Genomic DNA, 17,231 nt, shown 5'->3' on the forward strand with positions numbered 1-17,231 from the left:
GCAGAGCCAACATGTTAAAAAGCCGCCCAAAATGGGCATAAAATCGGGGGAAGTCCGTTGGAATCCATTGTAGAACAGGCGCAGGGTTTTGGCCCACTGCTGATCACTGCCGTCAAAGCGCTGGTTGTGCTCATCATCGGTTGGATGGTCGCTGGTGCGATCAGCCGCATGGTGCGCAACCGCGTGAATAAAACACCAGAAATTGATGCGACGCTCGGAAACTTTGCCGCCAGCATTGTACGCTGGGTCATCTTGCTCATGGTGCTGGTTGCCATTCTGGGCATCTTCGGAATTGAAGCCACATCGCTTGTAGCAATGATGGGCGCCGCGACACTGGCCATTGGTCTGGCTTTGCAGGGCACATTGGCCGATCTTGCAGCGGGCTTTATGCTCATCCTCTTCCGCCCCTACAAAATTGGGCAATATGTGGATGTGGGCGGCACTGCTGGTACGGTTGTGGACCTGAACCTGTTTGTGACCGAGTTGGTCACGCCGGATAACGTTCAAATCATCATTCCAAACGGCCAGGCCTGGGGATCTGTCATCACTAACTTCTCCGCACATGAAACTCGCCGCGTGGATGTGGTGTTTGGCATCGACTACGGCGATGACGCAGACAAAGCCAAGCAGATCATTCTCGACACCGCCAACGCTGATGAGCGCGTGCTGAAGGACCCGGAAGCCTGGGCGCGCGTGACCAACCTGGGCGACAGTTCGGTAGACATCACCATGCGCGTTTGGTGTGCCGCGGACGACTATTGGGAGCTGAAGTTTGGCCTCACGCAAGCGATCAAAGAAGCCTTCGACAAAGATGGCATCTCGATCCCTTACCCCCACACTGTGGAAATCAAACGCGAAGCATAAACGCGCCAGCGGATGGAAAGGCGGCCAAATGGCCGCCTTTTTTGTGTCCTACAGCAGCGTGATGGTGGATGTGCCAGATCCCTCACGCAGGGCATGAACCTCCGCCAATTCCGGATCATTGATCCAGGCTTTGGCGGCACCGCGATCAGGGAAGGTTAGGATCACGGCGACGGTAGGGGCGGTTGCGGTCCCTTCGATCACCTCAGACTGCTTGGACACTTCCAATGGCGCGCCTCCATGTTTTTTGAGCGCGTCTCCTGCCCGTTCGCGGTAGGCCGCAAATCTATCAGGATTGGTGATGGTCAGGTTGACATAAGCATAGGCGGTCATTGTGGTCTCCTTGTGATTACCAGCCATAGCTAAGACATCCGAGACGATAGAAAACGATCATTGATGATCAATGCCTGTGCAAATATTGTCAGGTCATGTTGAATTGGGATGATCTGAGATTTGTGCTGGAAACCGCACGGCAAGGCGGCACGAATGGCGCGGCACGGGCGTTAGGTGTCAACCACGCCACCGTGGCGCGGCGGATCACCTCGGCAGAAGAAGCGCTTGGGGCACGCCTGTTTGACAGGTTGGCAAGCGGCTATGTGCCCACAGAGGCTGGGTTGGAAGCGGTGCGCACGGCGGAAGCCATGTCCGACCTGGAGCGCGGGCTGGACCGTCAGATCGCAGCACGGGACACCACGGTGAGCGGGCCATTGAAGGTGACAGCCTCCGAGCTGATCATCGAGCGGGTTTTGGCGCAGATTGTGGCCGATTTTGTGACCGAATATCCGGACATAAAACTGTCACTAGTCGCCACAAATGACACGCTAAACTTGGCGCGGCGGGAAGCGGATGTGGCGATCCGGTTTGCCAAAACACCGCCGGACACTTTGGTTGGACGTCGGCTGTTTGATTTGAAAGGTGCCGTTTACGCCACTCCTGACCTGTTGGCCCGAGACAAGGGAGGTGCGGCTCCGCTGGATTGGGTGCGGTTTGCCCATTGGCCTGGCCCTCCTGCGGAGATCAAAGAGGCGCGGCCCAACCTGAACACGCGATTGACAGTGGATGACATGAGCGCGGCTATCGGTGCGGCGCGAGCAGGTATCGGCGCTACGCGTATGGCCTGTTTTTTAGGGGACACAGATCCGCAGCTGGCCCGCGTGCCAGGACTGCCGATGTTCACGCAAGCACCCTTGTGGATCTTGACCCACGCGGACCTGCGCCGGGTGCCACGCGTGCGGGCTTTCACTGAATTCGCCGCAGCGCGATTGAAAGCGCTGCAGCCGTTGTTTGAAGGGATGACCCCTTAGGATTTCAGCGCCAGAGACGGCGAAATCACATCGATGCCCAGCGCCTTGCCCACCGCATAGTAGGTCAATTGACCGGCATGCACATTCAGGCCATTCAGCAGGTGCGGATCATCCTCACAGGCCTGCTTCCAACCTTTGTTGGCCAGGTTCAGCAGGAACGGCAGGGTTGCGTTGCCCAGCGCCTGTGTCGAGGTCCGCGCCACGGCGCCTGGCATGTTGGCCACGCAATAGTGCATGATGCCATCCACCTCATAAATCGGATCCGCGTGGGTGGTGGCTCGGGATGTTTCAAAGCACCCACCTTGGTCAATCGCTACATCCACCAGCGCTGCGCCCGGCTTCATCTCCGAAAGCTGTGCACGCGACACCAGTTTCGGCGCGGCCGCGCCAGGAATGAGCACCGCCCCGATCACCATGTCGGCTTCGCGCACCAGATCGGCGGTTGCGCCAGCGGTGGAGTATTGGTTCTTAAAGGTGCCGCCAAAGACATCGTCCAGATAGCGCAGGCGTGTCAGAGAGCGATCCAGAACGGTCACGTCTGCGCCCATGCCAGCGGCGATTTTGGCCGCATGGGTGCCAACAACACCGCCGCCAATCACAACCACCTTGGCAGGCGCCACGCCGGGAACACCGCCCATCAACACGCCACGACCGCCATTGGCCTTTTGCAGCGTCCAAGCACCAACCTGCGGTGCAAGACGTCCGGCCACCTCAGACATCGGGGCCAGCAGCGGCAAACCGCCACGATCGTCGGTTACCGTTTCATAGGCAATGGCCGTACAACCGCTTTCGAGCAGGTCTACGGTTTGCTCAGGGTCCGGAGCCAAATGCAAGTAGGTGAACAACAGCTGGCCTTCCCGCAGCATCTTGCGCTCTACCGCCTGAGGTTCTTTCACCTTCACGATCATGTCGGCTTCGGCAAAGACATCCTCTGCGGTGCCGATCATCTTGGCACCGGCGGCGACATAGTCCTCATCCGTGAAACCAGCACCTACACCAGCGCCGGACTGGATCAGCACCTCGTGGCCATGATTGACCGCTTCACGCGCCGCGTCAGGCGTCATACCGACGCGGAATTCCTGGGGTTTGATTTCTGTGGGGCAACCGATTTTCATGCGCCGTCTCCAAATTGAACTGTCCTCAGCTTAGGAAGCCTCGCCCCGAATTTGCTTAGAATTTAGGCAGTTTAAAAACTCGCGATTGCAAGAACCTTCGAATACTGTATTCAGGCGCGCAAGGAGCTTTCGCCATATGTCACTTGATCAAACAGATCGTCGGATTCTCACCGTCTTACAAAAGCAGGGACGCATCTCCAATGCGGAACTGGCAGAGCGCGTGAATCTGTCCCAATCCGCCTGTCACCGCCGCGTGCACCGGTTGGAGAAAGACGGTTACATCAAAGACTATGTGGCGCTGCTGGACCCTCGCAAGCTGGATGTGCCCACCACGGTGTTTGTCGAGATCACACTCTCGGGTCAAGCCGATGAAGTGCTCGACGCGTTTGAGAAAGCCGTGTCACGCATTCCGGATGTGTTGGAATGCCATCTTATGGCGGGCACAGCCGACTACATCCTGAAGGTAGTGGCAGAAAACACCGAGGACTTTGCTCGCATCCATCGCCAACATCTGGCCCGCCTGCCGGGTGTGGCGCAGATGCAATCCAGTTTTGCGCTGCGGACCGTGTTCAAAACAACGGCCCTGCCGGTTTAATCCAAGCAAGCTGTCACAAATCGACGGGCTGTGTCGTCTCCTTAGAAACATCTAGGAGACCAGTAATGAACCACCCCTTACTTTTAGGGCTGTCAGCATACTTCCTAATCAACGCGGAATTTATGTGGACTGCCCCTATTGCTTGGTATGACACCGTTCCAGGAGTTGCCCAAACCGGCCCCTTCAATAGCCACTTCATCAAAGATGTTGCCCTAGCTTTTTTGGTCTCATCTTTGGCTCTAGTGGCTGCGGCCAGACTAAATGACCACCGATTGGCAATGTTTGGTGCTGCATGGCCCTGCTTGCATGCCGTCTTCCACATCTGGATTTGGATCGCGCATCGCAACACTGCGGTGGACGTGATTGCCTTGACAAACTTACTTGGAATTCAAGTTCCGGCGTGGATGGCCCTTTTTGCAGCGTCTAAACTCAAACAAGAGGGAGCACAGGCATGATCCGCACGCTACTCCATTCTGGCACCCGCAGCTTTGGCAAGAAATACGACTATGATGTTACCTATATGCACGAGGTGATCGACGCCTCGACAAAGGCCGGATTGGCACTGACCTTTCTGCCGATGGTCACGCAGTACAAAGGACCGGAGGAAGCTCGTGCCGTCTGGGCCGGGGCGCTGCTGGCCTCTACCTTGGACGGAGACTGCGGGCCATGTGGTCAACTAGTGGTCTCTTTTGCGCTCGAAGAGGGCGTGGATGGGGATCAGCTGCTTGCCGCCATGGAGGGCCGGTTTGATGAGGCCGGTGACGTTGGTTTGGGGTTTCAATTTGCCCATCATGCCATTTCCGGCTCTTATGAGCCTAACACATTTGGCGACCGCATTCGGCAGCGATTTGGCGACCAAGCTGTCATTGCCGCCAGTTTCGCAGCTGGGTCCGGACGGTTTTATCCGGTCTTCAAACGCGGGCTGGGGGACGGACATGCCTGTCAGCAGCTTGTGGTAAACGGACGGGTCGGAAAGGTGGCGGTCTAGATGGATCCCAACACAGCAGTCTTTGAACGGGAGCGCCCTGCGCTCCTGTCGATCTCGTATCGTATGTTGGGCGAAGTCAGCGCCGCTGAAGATGTGGTGCAGGAAGCCTGGCTGCGGTTTGCCGCCTCAGACGTACCCGCAATCGAGAACCCAAGCGCCTGGCTGCGCCGCGTGGCGACCAACATTGCGCTGGACACATTGAAATCTGCACGCGTCCGACGGGAAAGCTATGTTGGTCCGTGGCTGCCGGAACCGATCATCTCGGAGCATGGCCCCTCCACGGAAAGCCAATTTCAATTGGCACAAGAGTGTGAGTTGGCCTTGCTTTGGGCAATGGAGCGACTGGCACCCACAGAGCGCGCCGCGTTTGTGTTACGCGAGGCGTTTGACGCAGACTACGCCGAGATTGCCAAAACTCTGGGCAAATCCGAGGCTGCGTGCCGCCAAATGGTCAGCCGAGCACACAAGCGGTTGCAAACCAGCGGGCCGAGGTTTGATGTCAGCGCCGAGGACGCGGCCAAAGCGGCTGAGCGGTTTTTCTTTGCCGCGGCACAGGACCACGCCCAAGCCATCAAAGTCCTGTCGGAAGACGCCATAGCGATCACCGATGGCGGCGGAAAAGCCTCGGCGGCCTTCCGCGTCCTATTTGGACCAGCCGATATTATGACGGTCACGCAAGCTGTCATGGAAAAATCCAAAGAGCTGTCAAACGTACGGTTTGCACAAGTCACGGCGAACCGGCAACCCGCCGTGGCGCGATACGTGGACGGTGTTCTGGACACATTGACGCTGGTCCTGCCCGACAAAACCGGCGCAACCCATTGGATTTACGTGATGCGCAACCCTGAAAAATTACGCGTACTTCCGTCCAACGCTTAAATGTCAGACAAATGTGTTTGACATGGTCTCAGCTTCGCTCTTTTCTCGATGCTGGAGCGAGGAGAGAGCACAAATGGACTGGGATCACATCGTGGTGGGCGCAGGAAGCGCAGGCTGTGTTGTTGCGGCACGACTGGCAGAGGCTGGGCGGCGCGTTCTGCTTTTGGAGGCCGGAGGCAAAGACAGCTATCACTGGATTCACATCCCGATGGGCTACCTCTACTGTATCGGCAATCCGCGCACTGACTGGATGTACAAAACCGCACCGGATGCAGGTTTGAACGGACGGCAATTGCTTTACCCGCGCGGCAAGGTTTTGGGCGGCTGTTCGTCCATAAACGGCATGTTGTACCTGCGCGGACAGGCCGCCGATTATGATGGCTGGCGCCAGATGGGCTTGCCGGGATGGTCCTGGGAAGATGTGCTGCCGCTGTTCAAAAAATCTGAAGACTACATGGAGGGCGAGTCTGATCTGCATGGTGCAGGCGGCCCCTGGCATGTGAACAATCAGCGCCTGCGCTGGGATGTGTTAGACGATTGGATGGCTGCGGCGGAAGCGGCGGGTGTGCCGCGCACGGATGATTTCAACGGCGGCGACAACGAAGGCGTGGGCTACTTTAAAGTCAATCAACATCGTGGGTTTCGCTGGAACACCGCCAAGGCCTTTCTGCGCCCGCAGAAAGATGGCCAGCTGAAGGTCGAAACCCACGCGCATACAACACGTCTGCTGATCGAAGATGGCAAAGTTGTGGGCGTGGAGTACCGACAGAACGGCACCCTGCAGCAAGCCAAGTGTGGCGGCGAAGTTGTGCTCTCTGCGGGTGCGGTGAACTCACCTCAAATCCTGCAGCTTTCCGGCATCGGACCGGGGGCCCTGCTGCAAAAACATGGAATCGATGTGCAGCTGGATCAGCCGGAGATTGGCCGCAATCTGCAAGACCATTTGCAACTGCGCTGCGCATGGAAACTCACCGGCGCAAAAACTCTCAATACCATGGCGAACTCGCTGTTTGGCAAAGCCAAGATTGGCATGGAATACCTGTTAAAGCGCAGCGGTCCCATGTCAATGGCGCCAAGCCAGCTGGGCGCTTTCACCAAATCCCGCCCGGATGTGGCAACAGCGGACCTTGAATATCACGTGCAACCGCTGTCGTTGGAAGCCTTTGGCCAACCTCTGCATGACTTCCCAGCCATGACCGCCAGCGTGTGCAATTTGCGCCCCGAGAGTCGTGGCACGGTGGAAATTACCTCACCGGACGCCGCTGTGGCACCCAAGATTGCGCCCAACTATCTTTCCACGGAAGGAGATCGCGCAACCGCGGTGGCAGCGATCCGTCAGGCCCGCAGCATCATGGCGCAAGGGCCCATGACCAAATATGCGCCAGAGGAAATGAAGCCCGGCCTCGCCGCGCAAGACGACGCAGAGTTGGCACAGGCGGCGGGCGACATCGGCACAACGATATTTCACCCCGTAGGCACCGTGCGGATGGGCAGTGAGCCCAGCGCACCATTGGATGCAGATTTGCGCTTACGTGGTCTGAGCGGACTTCGTGTGGTCGATGCCTCAGCGATGCCAAAGATCACCAGCGGCAACACCAACTCGCCGTGCATTATGATCGGTGAAAAAGCCGCCGAAATGATGCTGGCGGCGCGATAGGAAGCCCCTCAGAATCTGGCACGCAGCGTCGCTAGCTTTACACCAAAGCCAACAAACACCGCGCCCGTCACGCCTTTTAGCCACCGCTGAAACTGCCCACTACGCGCGGCCTGCGTGAGCTGCGCAAACAACAGGACCATAGCCGTGAACCACAGCGCATTGATGGCCGCGTGCACCGTAACCAAAGTAAAAGCGGCAGAGGCCGAGGCATCGCCGACCGTTAGGAACTGAGGAAATGCAGCCAGATAAAACATCGACACCTTCGGATTAAGCCCATTGGTGAGAACACCCTCGCCAAAAGCTTTCCAAAGCGTGCGTTTGTTTTGCGAAGGCGCCACGCCCGCCGCTGTTTCGACACTGCGCCAAGCCGCCCAAAGCGCCTTAACCCCGATCCAACACAGGTAAGCCGCGCCCAAAAACTTCACGATGGAAAACGCCACCGCCGACTGCACCAACAGGACCGAAATCCCCAACACAGACAAGGCGCCGTGGCCATAAAACGCCGCCACAAATCCAGCAACATTGGCAAATCCCGCCGCCCGGCCCGAAGTTGGCACAGTCTTGGCAATCAGAACCCCATTGGGACCTGGCGACATCACCAGCAAACTTGCCACAAATGCAAAGGTCAGAATTTCGGTGATGCTCATCGGGCTCTCCTGCGACGTTGTCAGAAACCTGACGCCAAACCGCGGCCCGCTCAACACAAGCATTGTACCCAAAACAAAAAACGCCGCGCCAAACGGGCGGCGTTCTGCTTTCTCATTCCCCAAATATCTCGGGGGAGTCACATCATCGATGTGACGGGGGCAGCGCCAACTACTCTGCGGCTTCCGGCTCGAGCTTGTCTTGCGTGCGGGTGTCGAAGTCCTCCGCCGCGTGGCGCTCGCGCAATTGCTCAGAAAGCTCACCCCAAGCGCGGTTGACCATGCGGCCACGTTTCACCGCGGGGCGCGCATCGATCGCTTCCGCCCAACGCACCACGTTTTTGTAGCTGGCCACATCGAGGAACTCTGCCGCCTCATAAAGCCGTCCAAGTACCAGTTGCCCATACCAGGACCAGATCGCGATATCAGCCACGGTATACGCTTCGCCGGAGATGTAGGTGTTGTCGGCCAATTGACGGTCCAACACATCCAACTGGCGCTTGGTTTCCATGGCAAAGCGATCAATCGGGTACTGCCATTTCTCCGGCGCGTACGCGTAAAAATGGCCAAAGCCGCCACCCAAATAGGGCGCGCTGCCCATCTGCCAGAACAGCCAGCTGATCATCTCGGCGCGGTTTTCTTTCGGGCCCAGGAACACGTCAAACTTCTCGGCCAGGTGCAGCAGGATCGCGCCGCTCTCAAACACGCGCACTTCCTTATCGCCGCTGAGATCCATCAACGCCGGGATTTTGGAGTTGGGGTTCACATCGACAAAACCGGAGGAGAATTGATCACCGTCGCCAATGTTGATCAGATAGGCGTCATACTCGGCGCCTTTGTGACCGGCTTCCAGAAGCTCCTCAAACATCACCGTAACTTTCACACCGTTGGGCGTCGCCAAGGAATAGAGTTGGAAGGGATGCTCACCGCGCGGCAGATCTTTGTCGTGGGTTGGCCCGGCGATGGGGCGGTTGATGCTGGCAAATTTGCCGCCGCTTTCGGAATCCCATGTCCAGACTTTGGGGGGAGTGTAGCTCTCGGTCATCGTTTCAAGCCCTGTGTGTGAATTGCGTTTGCGTTAACTTAAGACTTTTGGCGCGGTTTCAAACCGTGTGGCGCAGATTGTTAGAAAGTTTCTGCTCACATCCCTGTTAACGCTTTTGGGTACAGGTCTATACATGTGCGCAAAACTAAGCTAAACGCAGCGCTTCTTGCCACATATGATGTTGAGAGCGGTTCAGAGTTTGAGGGAGCCCGCCGACGCCGTCACGCTGGCACTTCTCTGACAAAAGTAGACATCACTGTGAAACAAGCCATCCAAACAGCCCTGGACGCCAAGGGCTATGACAAGCTGACGCAAGTTCAAGAAGCGGTCATGAACCCTGAGTTGACCGGCAAAGACCTGTTGGTCTCCGCGCAAACCGGTTCCGGCAAGACCATAGGCTTTGGTCTCGCCATCTCGACCACCCTGCTTGGCGACGCCGAAGCCTTTGATGAAGCAGCGGCCCCGCTGGCCCTGATCATCGCACCAACACGTGAGCTGGCGTTGCAGGTCAAACGCGAGTTGACTTGGCTGTACGCCGCAGCGGGCGCGCGGGTCGCCTCCTGTGTGGGGGGGATGGACATGCGTGACGAACGCCGTGCTTTGGCTCGCGGCGCACATATCGTTGTTGCTACGCCGGGCCGTCTGCGCGATCACATCGATCGTGGATCGATCGACCTGCTGGACGTGCGCGCGGTTGTGCTCGATGAAGCGGACGAAATGCTGGACCTCGGCTTCCGCGAAGAGCTGGAGTTCATTCTTGAGCAGGTGCCAGAAGAGCGCCAGACGCTTTTGTTCTCCGCCACTGTACCAAAAATGATCGCGCAGCTGGCAAAGAACTATCAGCGCGACGCAATTCGCGTGGAAACCAAATCCGAGCAGAAACAGCACGCCGACATTACATATCGCGCGATGACCGTTATGGATCGGGATGCGGAAAACGCTGTGATCAACACGCTGCGCTTTTACGAAGCGCCCAATGCGATTGTCTTTGCCAACACCCGCGCCATGGTGGCCCGGATCACCACCCGTCTGTCCAACCGCGGCTTTCAGGTGGTGTCCTTGTCCGGTGAATTGAGCCAATCTGAGCGCACCCACGCGCTGCAAGCCATGCGTGATGGCCGCGCGCGGGTTTGTGTGGCCACCGATGTGGCCGCACGTGGCATCGATTTGCCAAACCTTGATCTGGTGGTGCACGCAGAACTGCCCAACAACCACGAGACTTTGTTGCACCGCTCTGGCCGGACGGGTCGCGCTGGTCGCAAAGGCGTGTCCGCCCTGATCGTGACCCGCAAGTCGCGCAAGAAAGCAGAGCGTTTGTTGCGGTGGGCCAAGCTTGAAGCGGAGTGGTCCGGCGCGCCATCTGCCGAAGAAGTCTCCGCGCAGGATCAGGGACGGATGTTTGCCGATCCGGATTGGGCTGAGGCGCCAACAGTTAACGAAAAGCCTCTTATTGAATCTTTGCTTGGCACATTTAGCGCGGAGCAAGTCGCCACTGCTTACCTGCGCCTTTACAATTCCAAACATTCTGCACCAGAAGAGATTGCTGCATCTGATGCAAAACCGGCGCCGCGTAAAGATTTTGGACCGTCCGTTTGGTTCTCCATTTCCGGTGGCCGTAAGGCGGGTGCGGAGCCACGTCGCCTGCTGCCCATGCTGTGCAAAATGGGCGATCTAACCAAAGACGACATTGGCGCAATCCGCATCAATCAGGACGAAAGCTACGTGCAGGTCCTGGAAACCAGCGTAGCTGGGTTCCTGAACGCAATTGGGCCAAAGATGACCCTCGAAGAGGGCGCAAAGCTGGCCCAGATGGACAAAGAGCCTGTTCTGGAGCGCGGTCCACGCGGCGACAGCGGCAAGAAACCTTTTAACAAAGGAAAAGGCCCGCGTCGGGATGACCGCAAACCGCATCGCGGCAAAGGCAAGTTCGAAAAAGACAAGTTTGAGCGGCCTCGGGGCGACAAATTTGCCGACGACAAGCCGTCTTTTGACAAGCCGAAAAGCAAAAAATTCGATGAAAAATCGGACTATGCGCCGGCCAAGGGCAAAAAATCCGCCAAATCCACGCCACCCGTTGAGTGGAACGATGACCCGGCCCCACGCAAGAAAAAGCCCAAGGCTGCACCAAAAAACGGCAAGCCACGCGGCGGTGAGTCTGGTGGGGATGCAGCCCCACGTCGTCGCGCCATGGCGGATGGTGCCTTGAGCGAGGCAAAGCCAAGCCGCAAGCCTAAAGGCCCACCACCGCCAAAAGGCAAAGCGAACAGCAAGAAAAACAAAGCCCGTGCAGCTGCTGCTAAAGCAGCGGCCAAAGGCAAGTCGGGCAAATAGGCCTTAAGCAGGCACAGGCAGTGACGGAAGCGCCTCCAGCGCGTTTCCGTCAGGTCCCGTCAACGTCAGCATCTTGGTCGCCTCGGCACGGCCGCGTAGCGTGGCCTCTTCGACCGCCGCAATGCCGATCCCCATTGGCATGGTGATCCCGCGCGCGGTTTCCGCATCCAAAATCACAGACAGATCATGGCGTTTGCAGGCTTCCTGCATGCGTTTGGCTTTGTTGATCGTATCGCCGATGTAGACCACCTGGCGCTTTTCCCAACCACATTCGCCAACCGCCACCGGGCCGCCCGCGATCCCGAGCCGCAATGTTGGTGCCACGCCGTATTTCTTGAGGTAGTGCGCTTGTCGCACGGAGAGGGTCTGAAAAATTTCATCAATACATTGCAGCAACGGCATATTACCGTCTGGACCACGGTCCCGCCAACTCATGATGATCTCATCACCAACGTAGTTGTGGATCACACCGCGGTTGCGTTTGATCGCCGCATCAATATCCAGAAAAACACCCGTGATGAGCTCCAGCGCCTTCTGATCTCCGAGTTTTTCGGTGATGGCCGTGGAGTCTTTCAGGTCAGCCAACACAAAGATCCGCCGTTCCTCTGTAGGGCGCGCATAGCGCCCCAACAGGAAGTAGGTCAGTGTCCGGCCACCAATCAGGCGACGCGCCTGCAGCATCACCTGAATGACCACACCGGCGCCCAGCGCAAACAGGAAATCTGGTGCAAAGCCGTTCTGAAACCACTGAAGGTAGATTTCCCGGTCGCCAATCAGAACCAGGTGAGAGCTTGCCAGCGCGACGTAGATGATAAGGCAGGTGATAATGACACGCAGCGCCACGCCCCGACGGAACTTCAGGCTGCGCTGCCAACGGCCAATGGCGCTGTTGCTGATCCAGACCTCCAGCACTACGGCCACAGAGGCCACCACCATGCCTCGCACAGCCCCGCGTATAGGCGCTTTTAACCCCCAATTGCGGTCGAGGATCTCATTCATCATGAGGCCATAGAGCGCGCCAATGATGGCACCCGCCACCAGCACAAACACAAACGACCCAAAGGTGCGCCTCATCTTACTTCCCGTCCCGTTTTGGAGTGCCGTCTATGCGACCTCAACGCATGTAAGCACAAATTCCGTCGCTACAACAAAAGAGAAACCCCCGAAGCCAGGCCTCGGGGGTCGTCAATTCTTGTGTCCAAAGCTGGAAAGGTGTGCTTAGAGCAAACCTTCACGCTGTGCTTTCTTACGTGCCAGTTTACGGGCACGGCGGATCGCTTCAGCCTTCTCGCGCGCTTTTTTCTCGGACGGCTTTTCGAAATGTTGCTTGAGCTTCATTTCGCGGAAGACGCCTTCACGCTGCAGCTTTTTCTTCAGGGCACGAAGCGCCTGATCGACATTGTTGTCACGAACACTAACCTGCATGTGGTTTTCACCACCTTTCTAAGTTTGAGTTGCAATGAAATTGCAGGAGGCCGCCGTATAGCAAAGGGTCCAAAGTTTGTCTAGTATCGTAGTCAGTGCAACAGAGCTTGTTTCACAGCGCCGGAGAGCTTCCATGTCAGACACCGCCCACACCGATATCAAAAGCCAACTTCTTGAGGCCGCAGAGATGCATGTGCCGTTTGATGGCTGGTCTGATGCAAGCTTTCAGGCCGCCATCGCCGACAGCGGCGTCGACCCGGCCGTGGCCAAAGCGCTTTGCCCGCGGGGCGCCGTGGACTTGGCTGTCGCTTACCACAAACGCGGTGATTCTCAGATGGTGGCGGCCCTGACGGATGCGACGCTTGCCGAGATGAAAATTCGGGAAAAGATCACCTTTGCCGTCCGCACGCGATTAGAACTCTGCCCGGATCGGGAAATTTTGCGTCGGGGTAGCACGTTGTTTGCCCTGCCCCAATATGCGGCGACCGGCGCGCAGCTGATCTGGGGCACAGCCGATGCGATTTGGACGGCAATTGGCGACACGTCACAAGACTTCAATTGGTACTCTAAGCGCGCAACCTTGTCCGCGGTTTACTCCGCAACGGTGCTTTATTGGCTTGGCGATGACAGCGACGGCCATACCGCCACCTGGGCGTTTTTGGATCGGCGCATCGAGAATGTGATGCAGTTTGAAAAAACCAAAGCGCAGTTCAACAACAGCCCGGTTGGCAAAATGATGTCCGGACCGCTTGGCGCGCTCTCCAAGCTGCGCGCGCCCACGATTCCGGGCAACATGCCGGGTCATTGGGGACAGAAAGGCAGCTAAGCTACCTGTGCTTTCAAAAAGAAAAGGGGGCCAAAGCCCCCTCTGAATTCCAGCGAGTATTTCTTGGTCTCGCGTGACCCTAGGCAGCCAGACCTTTGGAACCGATGTTGAGGAACTTCTTGCGGCGGTTGGCCACAAGATCTTCTTTGGACATGTCTTTCAACTCGCCCAGCATGGTCTCAATCGCCGAAGCCACACTCTTCATGGTGGCCTGACGATCACGATGCGCGCCACCCATGGGTTCTGCGATCACACGGTCGGCAACGCCCAGCTGCTCCAGATCCTGCGCAGTCACTCGCAACGCTTCAGCCGCTTCGCGCATCTTGGTGCTGTCTTTCCACAGGATCGACGCACAGCCTTCAGGGCTGATCACGGAGTACACCGAGTGCTCCAACATCGCGACGCGGTTGGCGGTGGCAAAGGCCACGGCGCCACCGGAGCCACCTTCACCGATGATCACGGAAATCAACGGCACGCCAATTTGCAGACACATCTCTGTTGAACGCGCGATGGCCTCAGATTGGCCGCGTTCCTCAGCACCCTTACCCGGGTAAGCACCAGCAGTGTCCACCAGCGTTACAACTGGCAGGCCAAATTTGTTGGCCATTTCCATCAGGCGCACTGCCTTGCGGTAGCCTTCCGGACGGGCCATGCCAAAGTTGTGGGAAATCCGCGACTTGGTGTCATGGCCTTTTTCCTGACCAATCACCACAACCGGCTGATCGTTGAAACGCGCAAGGCCGCCCATGACGGCGAGGTCATCGGCAAAGTTCCGGTCCCCCGCCAGAGGGGTATAATCGGTGAACAGCTCGTTGATATAGTCGCGGCAGTGCGGACGGTCCGGGTGGCGCGCGACCTGGCATTTGCGCCAAGGGGTCAAGTCTTTGTAAAGCTCTTCAAGCAACTCCGCTGCTTTGCGGTCCAGCGCGGCGGCTTCGTCTTTGACATCCATCTCTTCGTTCTGCTGCGCAAGCGCCCGCAGTTCTTCGGCTTTGCCCTCAATCTCTGCGAGCGGTTTTTCGAAGTCGAGATAGTTGGTCATTGTGCACTCCACACACTGGTTTCTTGACAAGGCTATATGACGGTGACTTTGGGTAATTGCAACGGGAAGCGCACAAAGCCGCGCCACATTAGACATCAAAGCGCGGCGTTAGCCTGCCGAAACCATGGGCGCCACAACGGGATAGAGCGACAGGACAAGCAAGCCTGCCATGGTCCAGTTGAAGGCAGTTAAACGCGCGGGAGAGGTCAGGAGCCGCCGCATTTGCTGCCCCAAGACGGTCCAGCTGGAGACACAGGGCAAGTTCACCGCACCAAAGGCAGCAGCGACCAGAAGTACCGCCGTCAGTGAGCGATCTGGAGCGTAGAGCGTGACTGCGGTGAGCGCCATAGTCCAGGCCTTTGGGTTGACCCATTGGAAGGCCGCCGCCTGCAAGAAGGTCATCGGTGTGCCACCCGTGCCTTCGCCCTCCTCGGGCGCCCCCGCATTGGCGACTTTCCAAGCCAGCCACAGCAGGTAAGTCACTGACGCGACCGCCAAAACTGTGTGCGCAATGGGATAACTGTCAAACACCTGCATCAACCCTACGCCGACCAAAGCCACCATGACCACAAAGCCAATGCCGACGCCAAGCATATGTGGGATCGTGCGTGCAAAGCCGAAGTTGGCACCAGAGGCCATGAGCATAAGATTGTTTGGTCCCGGAGTGATCGAGGACACAAAGGCAAACAGGAGAAGAGCGGTCAGGATATCGTAAGTCATGGACCAAGCGTGACGCAAAGCTCGCGCATTTGAGTTGCGTTTTTGTGCGCAAGACAGATAAATTCACAACTTATGACGGCGCTTGATCAAATTGACGAACACATATTGCGTGAACTCTCCAAGGACGGGCGTATGAGCAACCTGGCTTTGGCAGAGAAAGTGGGGCTGTCCCCCTCTGCCTGTTTGCGGCGCGTTGCCGCGCTAGAGAAGACCGGGATTATCACTGGCTATCGCGCGGTTCTGGACAGGGCGGCCTTGGGGACAGGGTTTGTGGCCTACATCACTGTGGGCTTAAACAAACACACCAAGGACTCACAATTGGCGTTTGAGCGGGCGATGGCGCTAGCCCCGGAGGTGCGGGAGTGTCACAACATCACTGGGCAGGTGGAGTATCTGCTTCGGGTAGAGGCGGCAGATTTGCCGTCTTATAAGCGCTTCCATACCGAGGTTCTGGGCACGGTCGAACAGGTACATTCGATTACCAGCTATGTGGTGATGGGTTCGCCAAAAGACGAGCGCGCCTAAGCGATTTTGCCAAATAAAAACGCCCGCGAATTCAAAAGTCACGGGCGCTTCTATATTCTTATCAGGGCCTTACAGTTAGCCTGCCGCGATCAATTCCGCTTGTGCCACGATCACTTCGGCTTGTTTGATGGACGCAATATCGACCAAGCGGCCTTTATAGACAGTGGCGCCTTCGCCGTTGGCTTTGGCCTGTTCCATCGCAGCAAGGATCTCACGCGCTTCATTGACCGCTTCGTCAGATGGGGTGAACACCTCGTTGGCCAGCGCGATCTGTTTTGGGTGGATTGCCCATTTGCCAACCATGCCCAAAGTGGCAGAACGTTTGGCCTGCGCGATGTAGCCTTCATCGTCGGAGAAGTCGCCAAACGGACCGTCCACCGGCAACACGCCGTGGGTGCGGCAGGCAGCCACAATTGCGGCCTGCGCCCAGTGCCATGGGTCAGACCAGTGTTTCTGGCCTTCATGCAACATGTAGTAGTTTTCCTGCGTGCCACCAATACCTGTGGTCTGCATCCCCATGGACGCGGCAAAGTCGGCGGCGCCGAGGGACATGGCTTCGAGTCTTGGAGAAGCAGCGGCGATGGCTTCTACGTGGGCGATGCCGGCGGCCGATTCGATGATGACTTCGAACGCGATGCGCTTTTTGCGGCCTTTGGCGGCTTCAATCGCGGTCACCAATGCATCCACGGCGTAGATGTCTTCGGCGCAACCGACCTTGGGGATCATGATCTGATCAAGACGCTCACCGGCCTGCTCCAACAGATCAACAACGTCGCGGTACCAGTATGGCGTGTCCAGACCGTTGATGCGCACCGACAGGGTCTTTTTGCCCCAATCAATTGAATTGATTGCCTCAATTGCATTCGCACGCGCCATGTCTTTGTCCGATGGCGCCACAGAATCTTCCAGATCGATGTTGATCACATCCGCCGCAGACGCCGCCATTTTGGCAAACAGCTTGGTGTTGGACGCTGGGCCAAACAGCTGGCAGCGGTTGGGACGGGCGGGGGCGGCAGGCTGAAGTCGGAAGCTCATGACGTCACTCTCTAAGTAAGGATATTACGTTTTTCTGACGCCGATTGTTAGGAAGTTGCGCGATTAACCGCAAGTGAATTGTGCGTACGCGGCATTAATTTCGCTGCGTTGCGGCGCAAATGCGTGGTTTGGCACGTCGGTATTGTGTCGGTATCGCAGCTGTATCACGGAGGTGCGAATTTTTCGCGGATGCAGCAAATTTCTTTCGTTAATCCAAGTCTCTTTCGAAGAAATTTGCA

The 17,231-nt window shown here is 57.4% G+C and carries 19 protein-coding genes; 10 read left to right on the plus strand and 9 right to left on the minus strand.

The annotated features are described in order from the left end of the window. The first annotated feature begins 57 nt into the window (after positions 1–57). Positions 58–864, plus strand: coding sequence for a mechanosensitive ion channel family protein (locus tag SIB38_RS01500; RefSeq protein WP_294117089.1), 807 nt, complete (start codon positions 58–60; stop codon positions 862–864). Between the two features lie 48 nt (positions 865–912). Here SIB38_RS01500 and SIB38_RS01505 read toward each other — a convergent pair whose 3' ends face one another. After that, a complete protein-coding gene (locus SIB38_RS01505) occupies positions 913–1,194 on the minus strand; it encodes a DUF1330 domain-containing protein (RefSeq protein ID WP_294117091.1) in 282 nt (93 codons plus the stop codon). 95 nt (positions 1,195–1,289) lie between these two features. On the opposite strand from SIB38_RS01505, the gene SIB38_RS01510 reads away from it, so the two are divergent. Then, positions 1,290–2,165, plus strand: a complete 876-nt coding sequence (locus tag SIB38_RS01510; RefSeq protein WP_294117093.1) for a LysR family transcriptional regulator — start codon at positions 1,290–1,292, stop codon at positions 2,163–2,165. Here SIB38_RS01510 and ald read toward each other — a convergent pair. Further along, entirely contained in the window at positions 2,162–3,280 is a 1,119-nt protein-coding gene (gene ald, locus SIB38_RS01515; protein WP_412551202.1) for an alanine dehydrogenase, read from the minus strand. The genes SIB38_RS01510 and ald overlap by 4 nt on opposite strands. 136 nt (positions 3,281–3,416) lie before the next feature. Between ald and SIB38_RS01520 the strand changes: the two genes are divergently transcribed. The 5 genes from SIB38_RS01520 (at position 3,417) to SIB38_RS01540 (ending at position 7,399) form a co-directional block, all read left to right on the plus strand. Beyond that, the gene (locus SIB38_RS01520) at positions 3,417–3,875 is read left to right on the plus strand and encodes an Lrp/AsnC family transcriptional regulator (protein ID WP_168591042.1); all 459 of its coding nucleotides are present in this window, start codon (positions 3,417–3,419) and stop codon (positions 3,873–3,875) included. A gap of 65 nt (positions 3,876–3,940) precedes the next feature. Then, positions 3,941–4,330 carry a hypothetical protein gene (locus SIB38_RS01525; RefSeq protein WP_294117098.1) on the plus strand — a complete coding sequence of 130 codons (390 nt, stop codon included), beginning with the start codon at positions 3,941–3,943 and terminating at the stop codon, positions 4,328–4,330. Next, positions 4,327–4,863, plus strand: a complete 537-nt coding sequence (locus SIB38_RS01530; protein WP_294117100.1) for a hypothetical protein — start codon at positions 4,327–4,329, stop codon at positions 4,861–4,863. The genes SIB38_RS01525 and SIB38_RS01530 overlap by 4 nt, the downstream gene beginning before the upstream one ends. Beyond that, on the plus strand, positions 4,864–5,742 hold the full coding sequence (gene sigJ, locus SIB38_RS01535) for an RNA polymerase sigma factor SigJ (protein ID WP_294117102.1): 879 nt from the start codon (positions 4,864–4,866) through the stop codon (positions 5,740–5,742). A gap of 73 nt (positions 5,743–5,815) precedes the next feature. After that, positions 5,816–7,399, plus strand: coding sequence for a GMC family oxidoreductase (locus tag SIB38_RS01540; RefSeq protein ID WP_412551203.1), 1,584 nt, complete (start codon positions 5,816–5,818; stop codon positions 7,397–7,399). A gap of 8 nt (positions 7,400–7,407) precedes the next feature. Here SIB38_RS01540 and SIB38_RS01545 read toward each other — a convergent pair whose 3' ends face one another. Both SIB38_RS01545 and yghU read right to left on the minus strand, forming a co-directional pair. Continuing rightward, positions 7,408–8,046 (minus strand): LysE family translocator, encoded by a 639-nt coding sequence (locus SIB38_RS01545; RefSeq protein WP_294117104.1) that lies wholly within the window; start codon positions 8,044–8,046, stop codon positions 7,408–7,410. 169 nt (positions 8,047–8,215) lie between these two features. Continuing rightward, positions 8,216–9,088 (minus strand): glutathione-dependent disulfide-bond oxidoreductase, encoded by an 873-nt coding sequence (yghU, locus tag SIB38_RS01550; RefSeq protein WP_294117106.1) that lies wholly within the window; start codon positions 9,086–9,088, stop codon positions 8,216–8,218. Positions 9,089–9,346: 258 nt separating this feature from the next. On the opposite strand from yghU, the gene SIB38_RS01555 reads away from it, so the two are divergent. Beyond that, on the plus strand, positions 9,347–11,419 hold the full coding sequence (locus SIB38_RS01555; protein WP_412551204.1) for a DEAD/DEAH box helicase: 2,073 nt from the start codon (positions 9,347–9,349) through the stop codon (positions 11,417–11,419). A 3-nt stretch (positions 11,420–11,422) separates the two neighbouring features. On the opposite strand, the gene SIB38_RS01560 is transcribed toward SIB38_RS01555, so the two are convergent. Together SIB38_RS01560 and rpsU are read right to left on the minus strand one after the other, a co-directional pair. Next, entirely contained in the window at positions 11,423–12,493 is a 1,071-nt protein-coding gene (locus tag SIB38_RS01560; protein ID WP_294117109.1) for an adenylate/guanylate cyclase domain-containing protein, read from the minus strand. A 144-nt stretch (positions 12,494–12,637) separates the two neighbouring features. Further along, complete coding sequence (gene rpsU, locus SIB38_RS01565) at positions 12,638–12,844, minus strand: 30S ribosomal protein S21 (RefSeq protein ID WP_005614280.1); 207 nt, start codon at positions 12,842–12,844, stop codon at positions 12,638–12,640. Between the two features lie 133 nt (positions 12,845–12,977). Here rpsU and SIB38_RS01570 point away from each other — a divergent pair, with 133 nt between their 5' ends. Beyond that, positions 12,978–13,670: a COQ9 family protein gene (locus tag SIB38_RS01570; RefSeq protein ID WP_412551205.1), complete on the plus strand. Its 693-nt coding sequence runs from the start codon at positions 12,978–12,980 to the stop codon at positions 13,668–13,670. 79 nt (positions 13,671–13,749) lie between these two features. On the opposite strand, the gene SIB38_RS01575 is transcribed toward SIB38_RS01570, so the two are convergent. Together SIB38_RS01575 and SIB38_RS01580 are read right to left on the minus strand one after the other, a co-directional pair. After that, positions 13,750–14,712 (minus strand): acetyl-CoA carboxylase carboxyltransferase subunit alpha, encoded by a 963-nt coding sequence (locus SIB38_RS01575; RefSeq protein ID WP_294117111.1) that lies wholly within the window; start codon positions 14,710–14,712, stop codon positions 13,750–13,752. A gap of 108 nt (positions 14,713–14,820) precedes the next feature. Beyond that, complete coding sequence (locus tag SIB38_RS01580) at positions 14,821–15,432, minus strand: LysE family translocator (protein ID WP_294117112.1); 612 nt, start codon at positions 15,430–15,432, stop codon at positions 14,821–14,823. 72 nt (positions 15,433–15,504) lie between these two features. On the opposite strand from SIB38_RS01580, the gene SIB38_RS01585 reads away from it, so the two are divergent. Next, positions 15,505–15,957 (plus strand): Lrp/AsnC family transcriptional regulator, encoded by a 453-nt coding sequence (locus SIB38_RS01585; protein WP_294117114.1) that lies wholly within the window; start codon positions 15,505–15,507, stop codon positions 15,955–15,957. Positions 15,958–16,032: 75 nt separating this feature from the next. Here SIB38_RS01585 and SIB38_RS01590 read toward each other — a convergent pair whose 3' ends face one another. Further along, positions 16,033–16,992, minus strand: coding sequence for an L-malyl-CoA/beta-methylmalyl-CoA lyase (locus SIB38_RS01590; RefSeq protein ID WP_294117115.1), 960 nt, complete (start codon positions 16,990–16,992; stop codon positions 16,033–16,035). Between the last annotated feature and the right edge of the window lie 239 nt (positions 16,993–17,231).

The organism is Shimia sp. MIT910701 (genome assembly GCF_047126315.1).
Lineage (GTDB): Bacteria > Pseudomonadota > Alphaproteobacteria > Rhodobacterales > Rhodobacteraceae > Shimia.

Coding starts and splice junctions, on each gene's coding strand:
- SIB38_RS01505 (WP_294117091.1), bottom strand. CDS start 1,194: ATGACCGCCTATGCTTATGTCAACCTGACCATCACCAATCCTGATAGA.
- SIB38_RS01510 (WP_294117093.1), top strand. CDS start 1,290: ATGTTGAATTGGGATGATCTGAGATTTGTGCTGGAAACCGCACGGCAA.
- ald (WP_412551202.1), bottom strand. CDS start 3,280: ATGAAAATCGGTTGCCCCACAGAAATCAAACCCCAGGAATTCCGCGTC.
- SIB38_RS01520 (WP_168591042.1), top strand. CDS start 3,417: ATGTCACTTGATCAAACAGATCGTCGGATTCTCACCGTCTTACAAAAG.
- SIB38_RS01525 (WP_294117098.1), top strand. CDS start 3,941: ATGAACCACCCCTTACTTTTAGGGCTGTCAGCATACTTCCTAATCAAC.
- SIB38_RS01530 (WP_294117100.1), top strand. CDS start 4,327: ATGATCCGCACGCTACTCCATTCTGGCACCCGCAGCTTTGGCAAGAAA.
- sigJ (WP_294117102.1), top strand. CDS start 4,864: ATGGATCCCAACACAGCAGTCTTTGAACGGGAGCGCCCTGCGCTCCTG.
- SIB38_RS01540 (WP_412551203.1), top strand. CDS start 5,816: ATGGACTGGGATCACATCGTGGTGGGCGCAGGAAGCGCAGGCTGTGTT.
- SIB38_RS01545 (WP_294117104.1), bottom strand. CDS start 8,046: ATGAGCATCACCGAAATTCTGACCTTTGCATTTGTGGCAAGTTTGCTG.
- yghU (WP_294117106.1), bottom strand. CDS start 9,088: ATGACCGAGAGCTACACTCCCCCCAAAGTCTGGACATGGGATTCCGAA.
- SIB38_RS01560 (WP_294117109.1), bottom strand. CDS start 12,493: ATGAGGCGCACCTTTGGGTCGTTTGTGTTTGTGCTGGTGGCGGGTGCC.
- rpsU (WP_005614280.1), bottom strand. CDS start 12,844: ATGCAGGTTAGTGTTCGTGACAACAATGTCGATCAGGCGCTTCGTGCC.
- SIB38_RS01570 (WP_412551205.1), top strand. CDS start 12,978: ATGTCAGACACCGCCCACACCGATATCAAAAGCCAACTTCTTGAGGCC.
- SIB38_RS01575 (WP_294117111.1), bottom strand. CDS start 14,712: ATGACCAACTATCTCGACTTCGAAAAACCGCTCGCAGAGATTGAGGGC.
- SIB38_RS01580 (WP_294117112.1), bottom strand. CDS start 15,432: ATGACTTACGATATCCTGACCGCTCTTCTCCTGTTTGCCTTTGTGTCC.
- SIB38_RS01585 (WP_294117114.1), top strand. CDS start 15,505: ATGACGGCGCTTGATCAAATTGACGAACACATATTGCGTGAACTCTCC.
- SIB38_RS01590 (WP_294117115.1), bottom strand. CDS start 16,992: ATGAGCTTCCGACTTCAGCCTGCCGCCCCCGCCCGTCCCAACCGCTGC.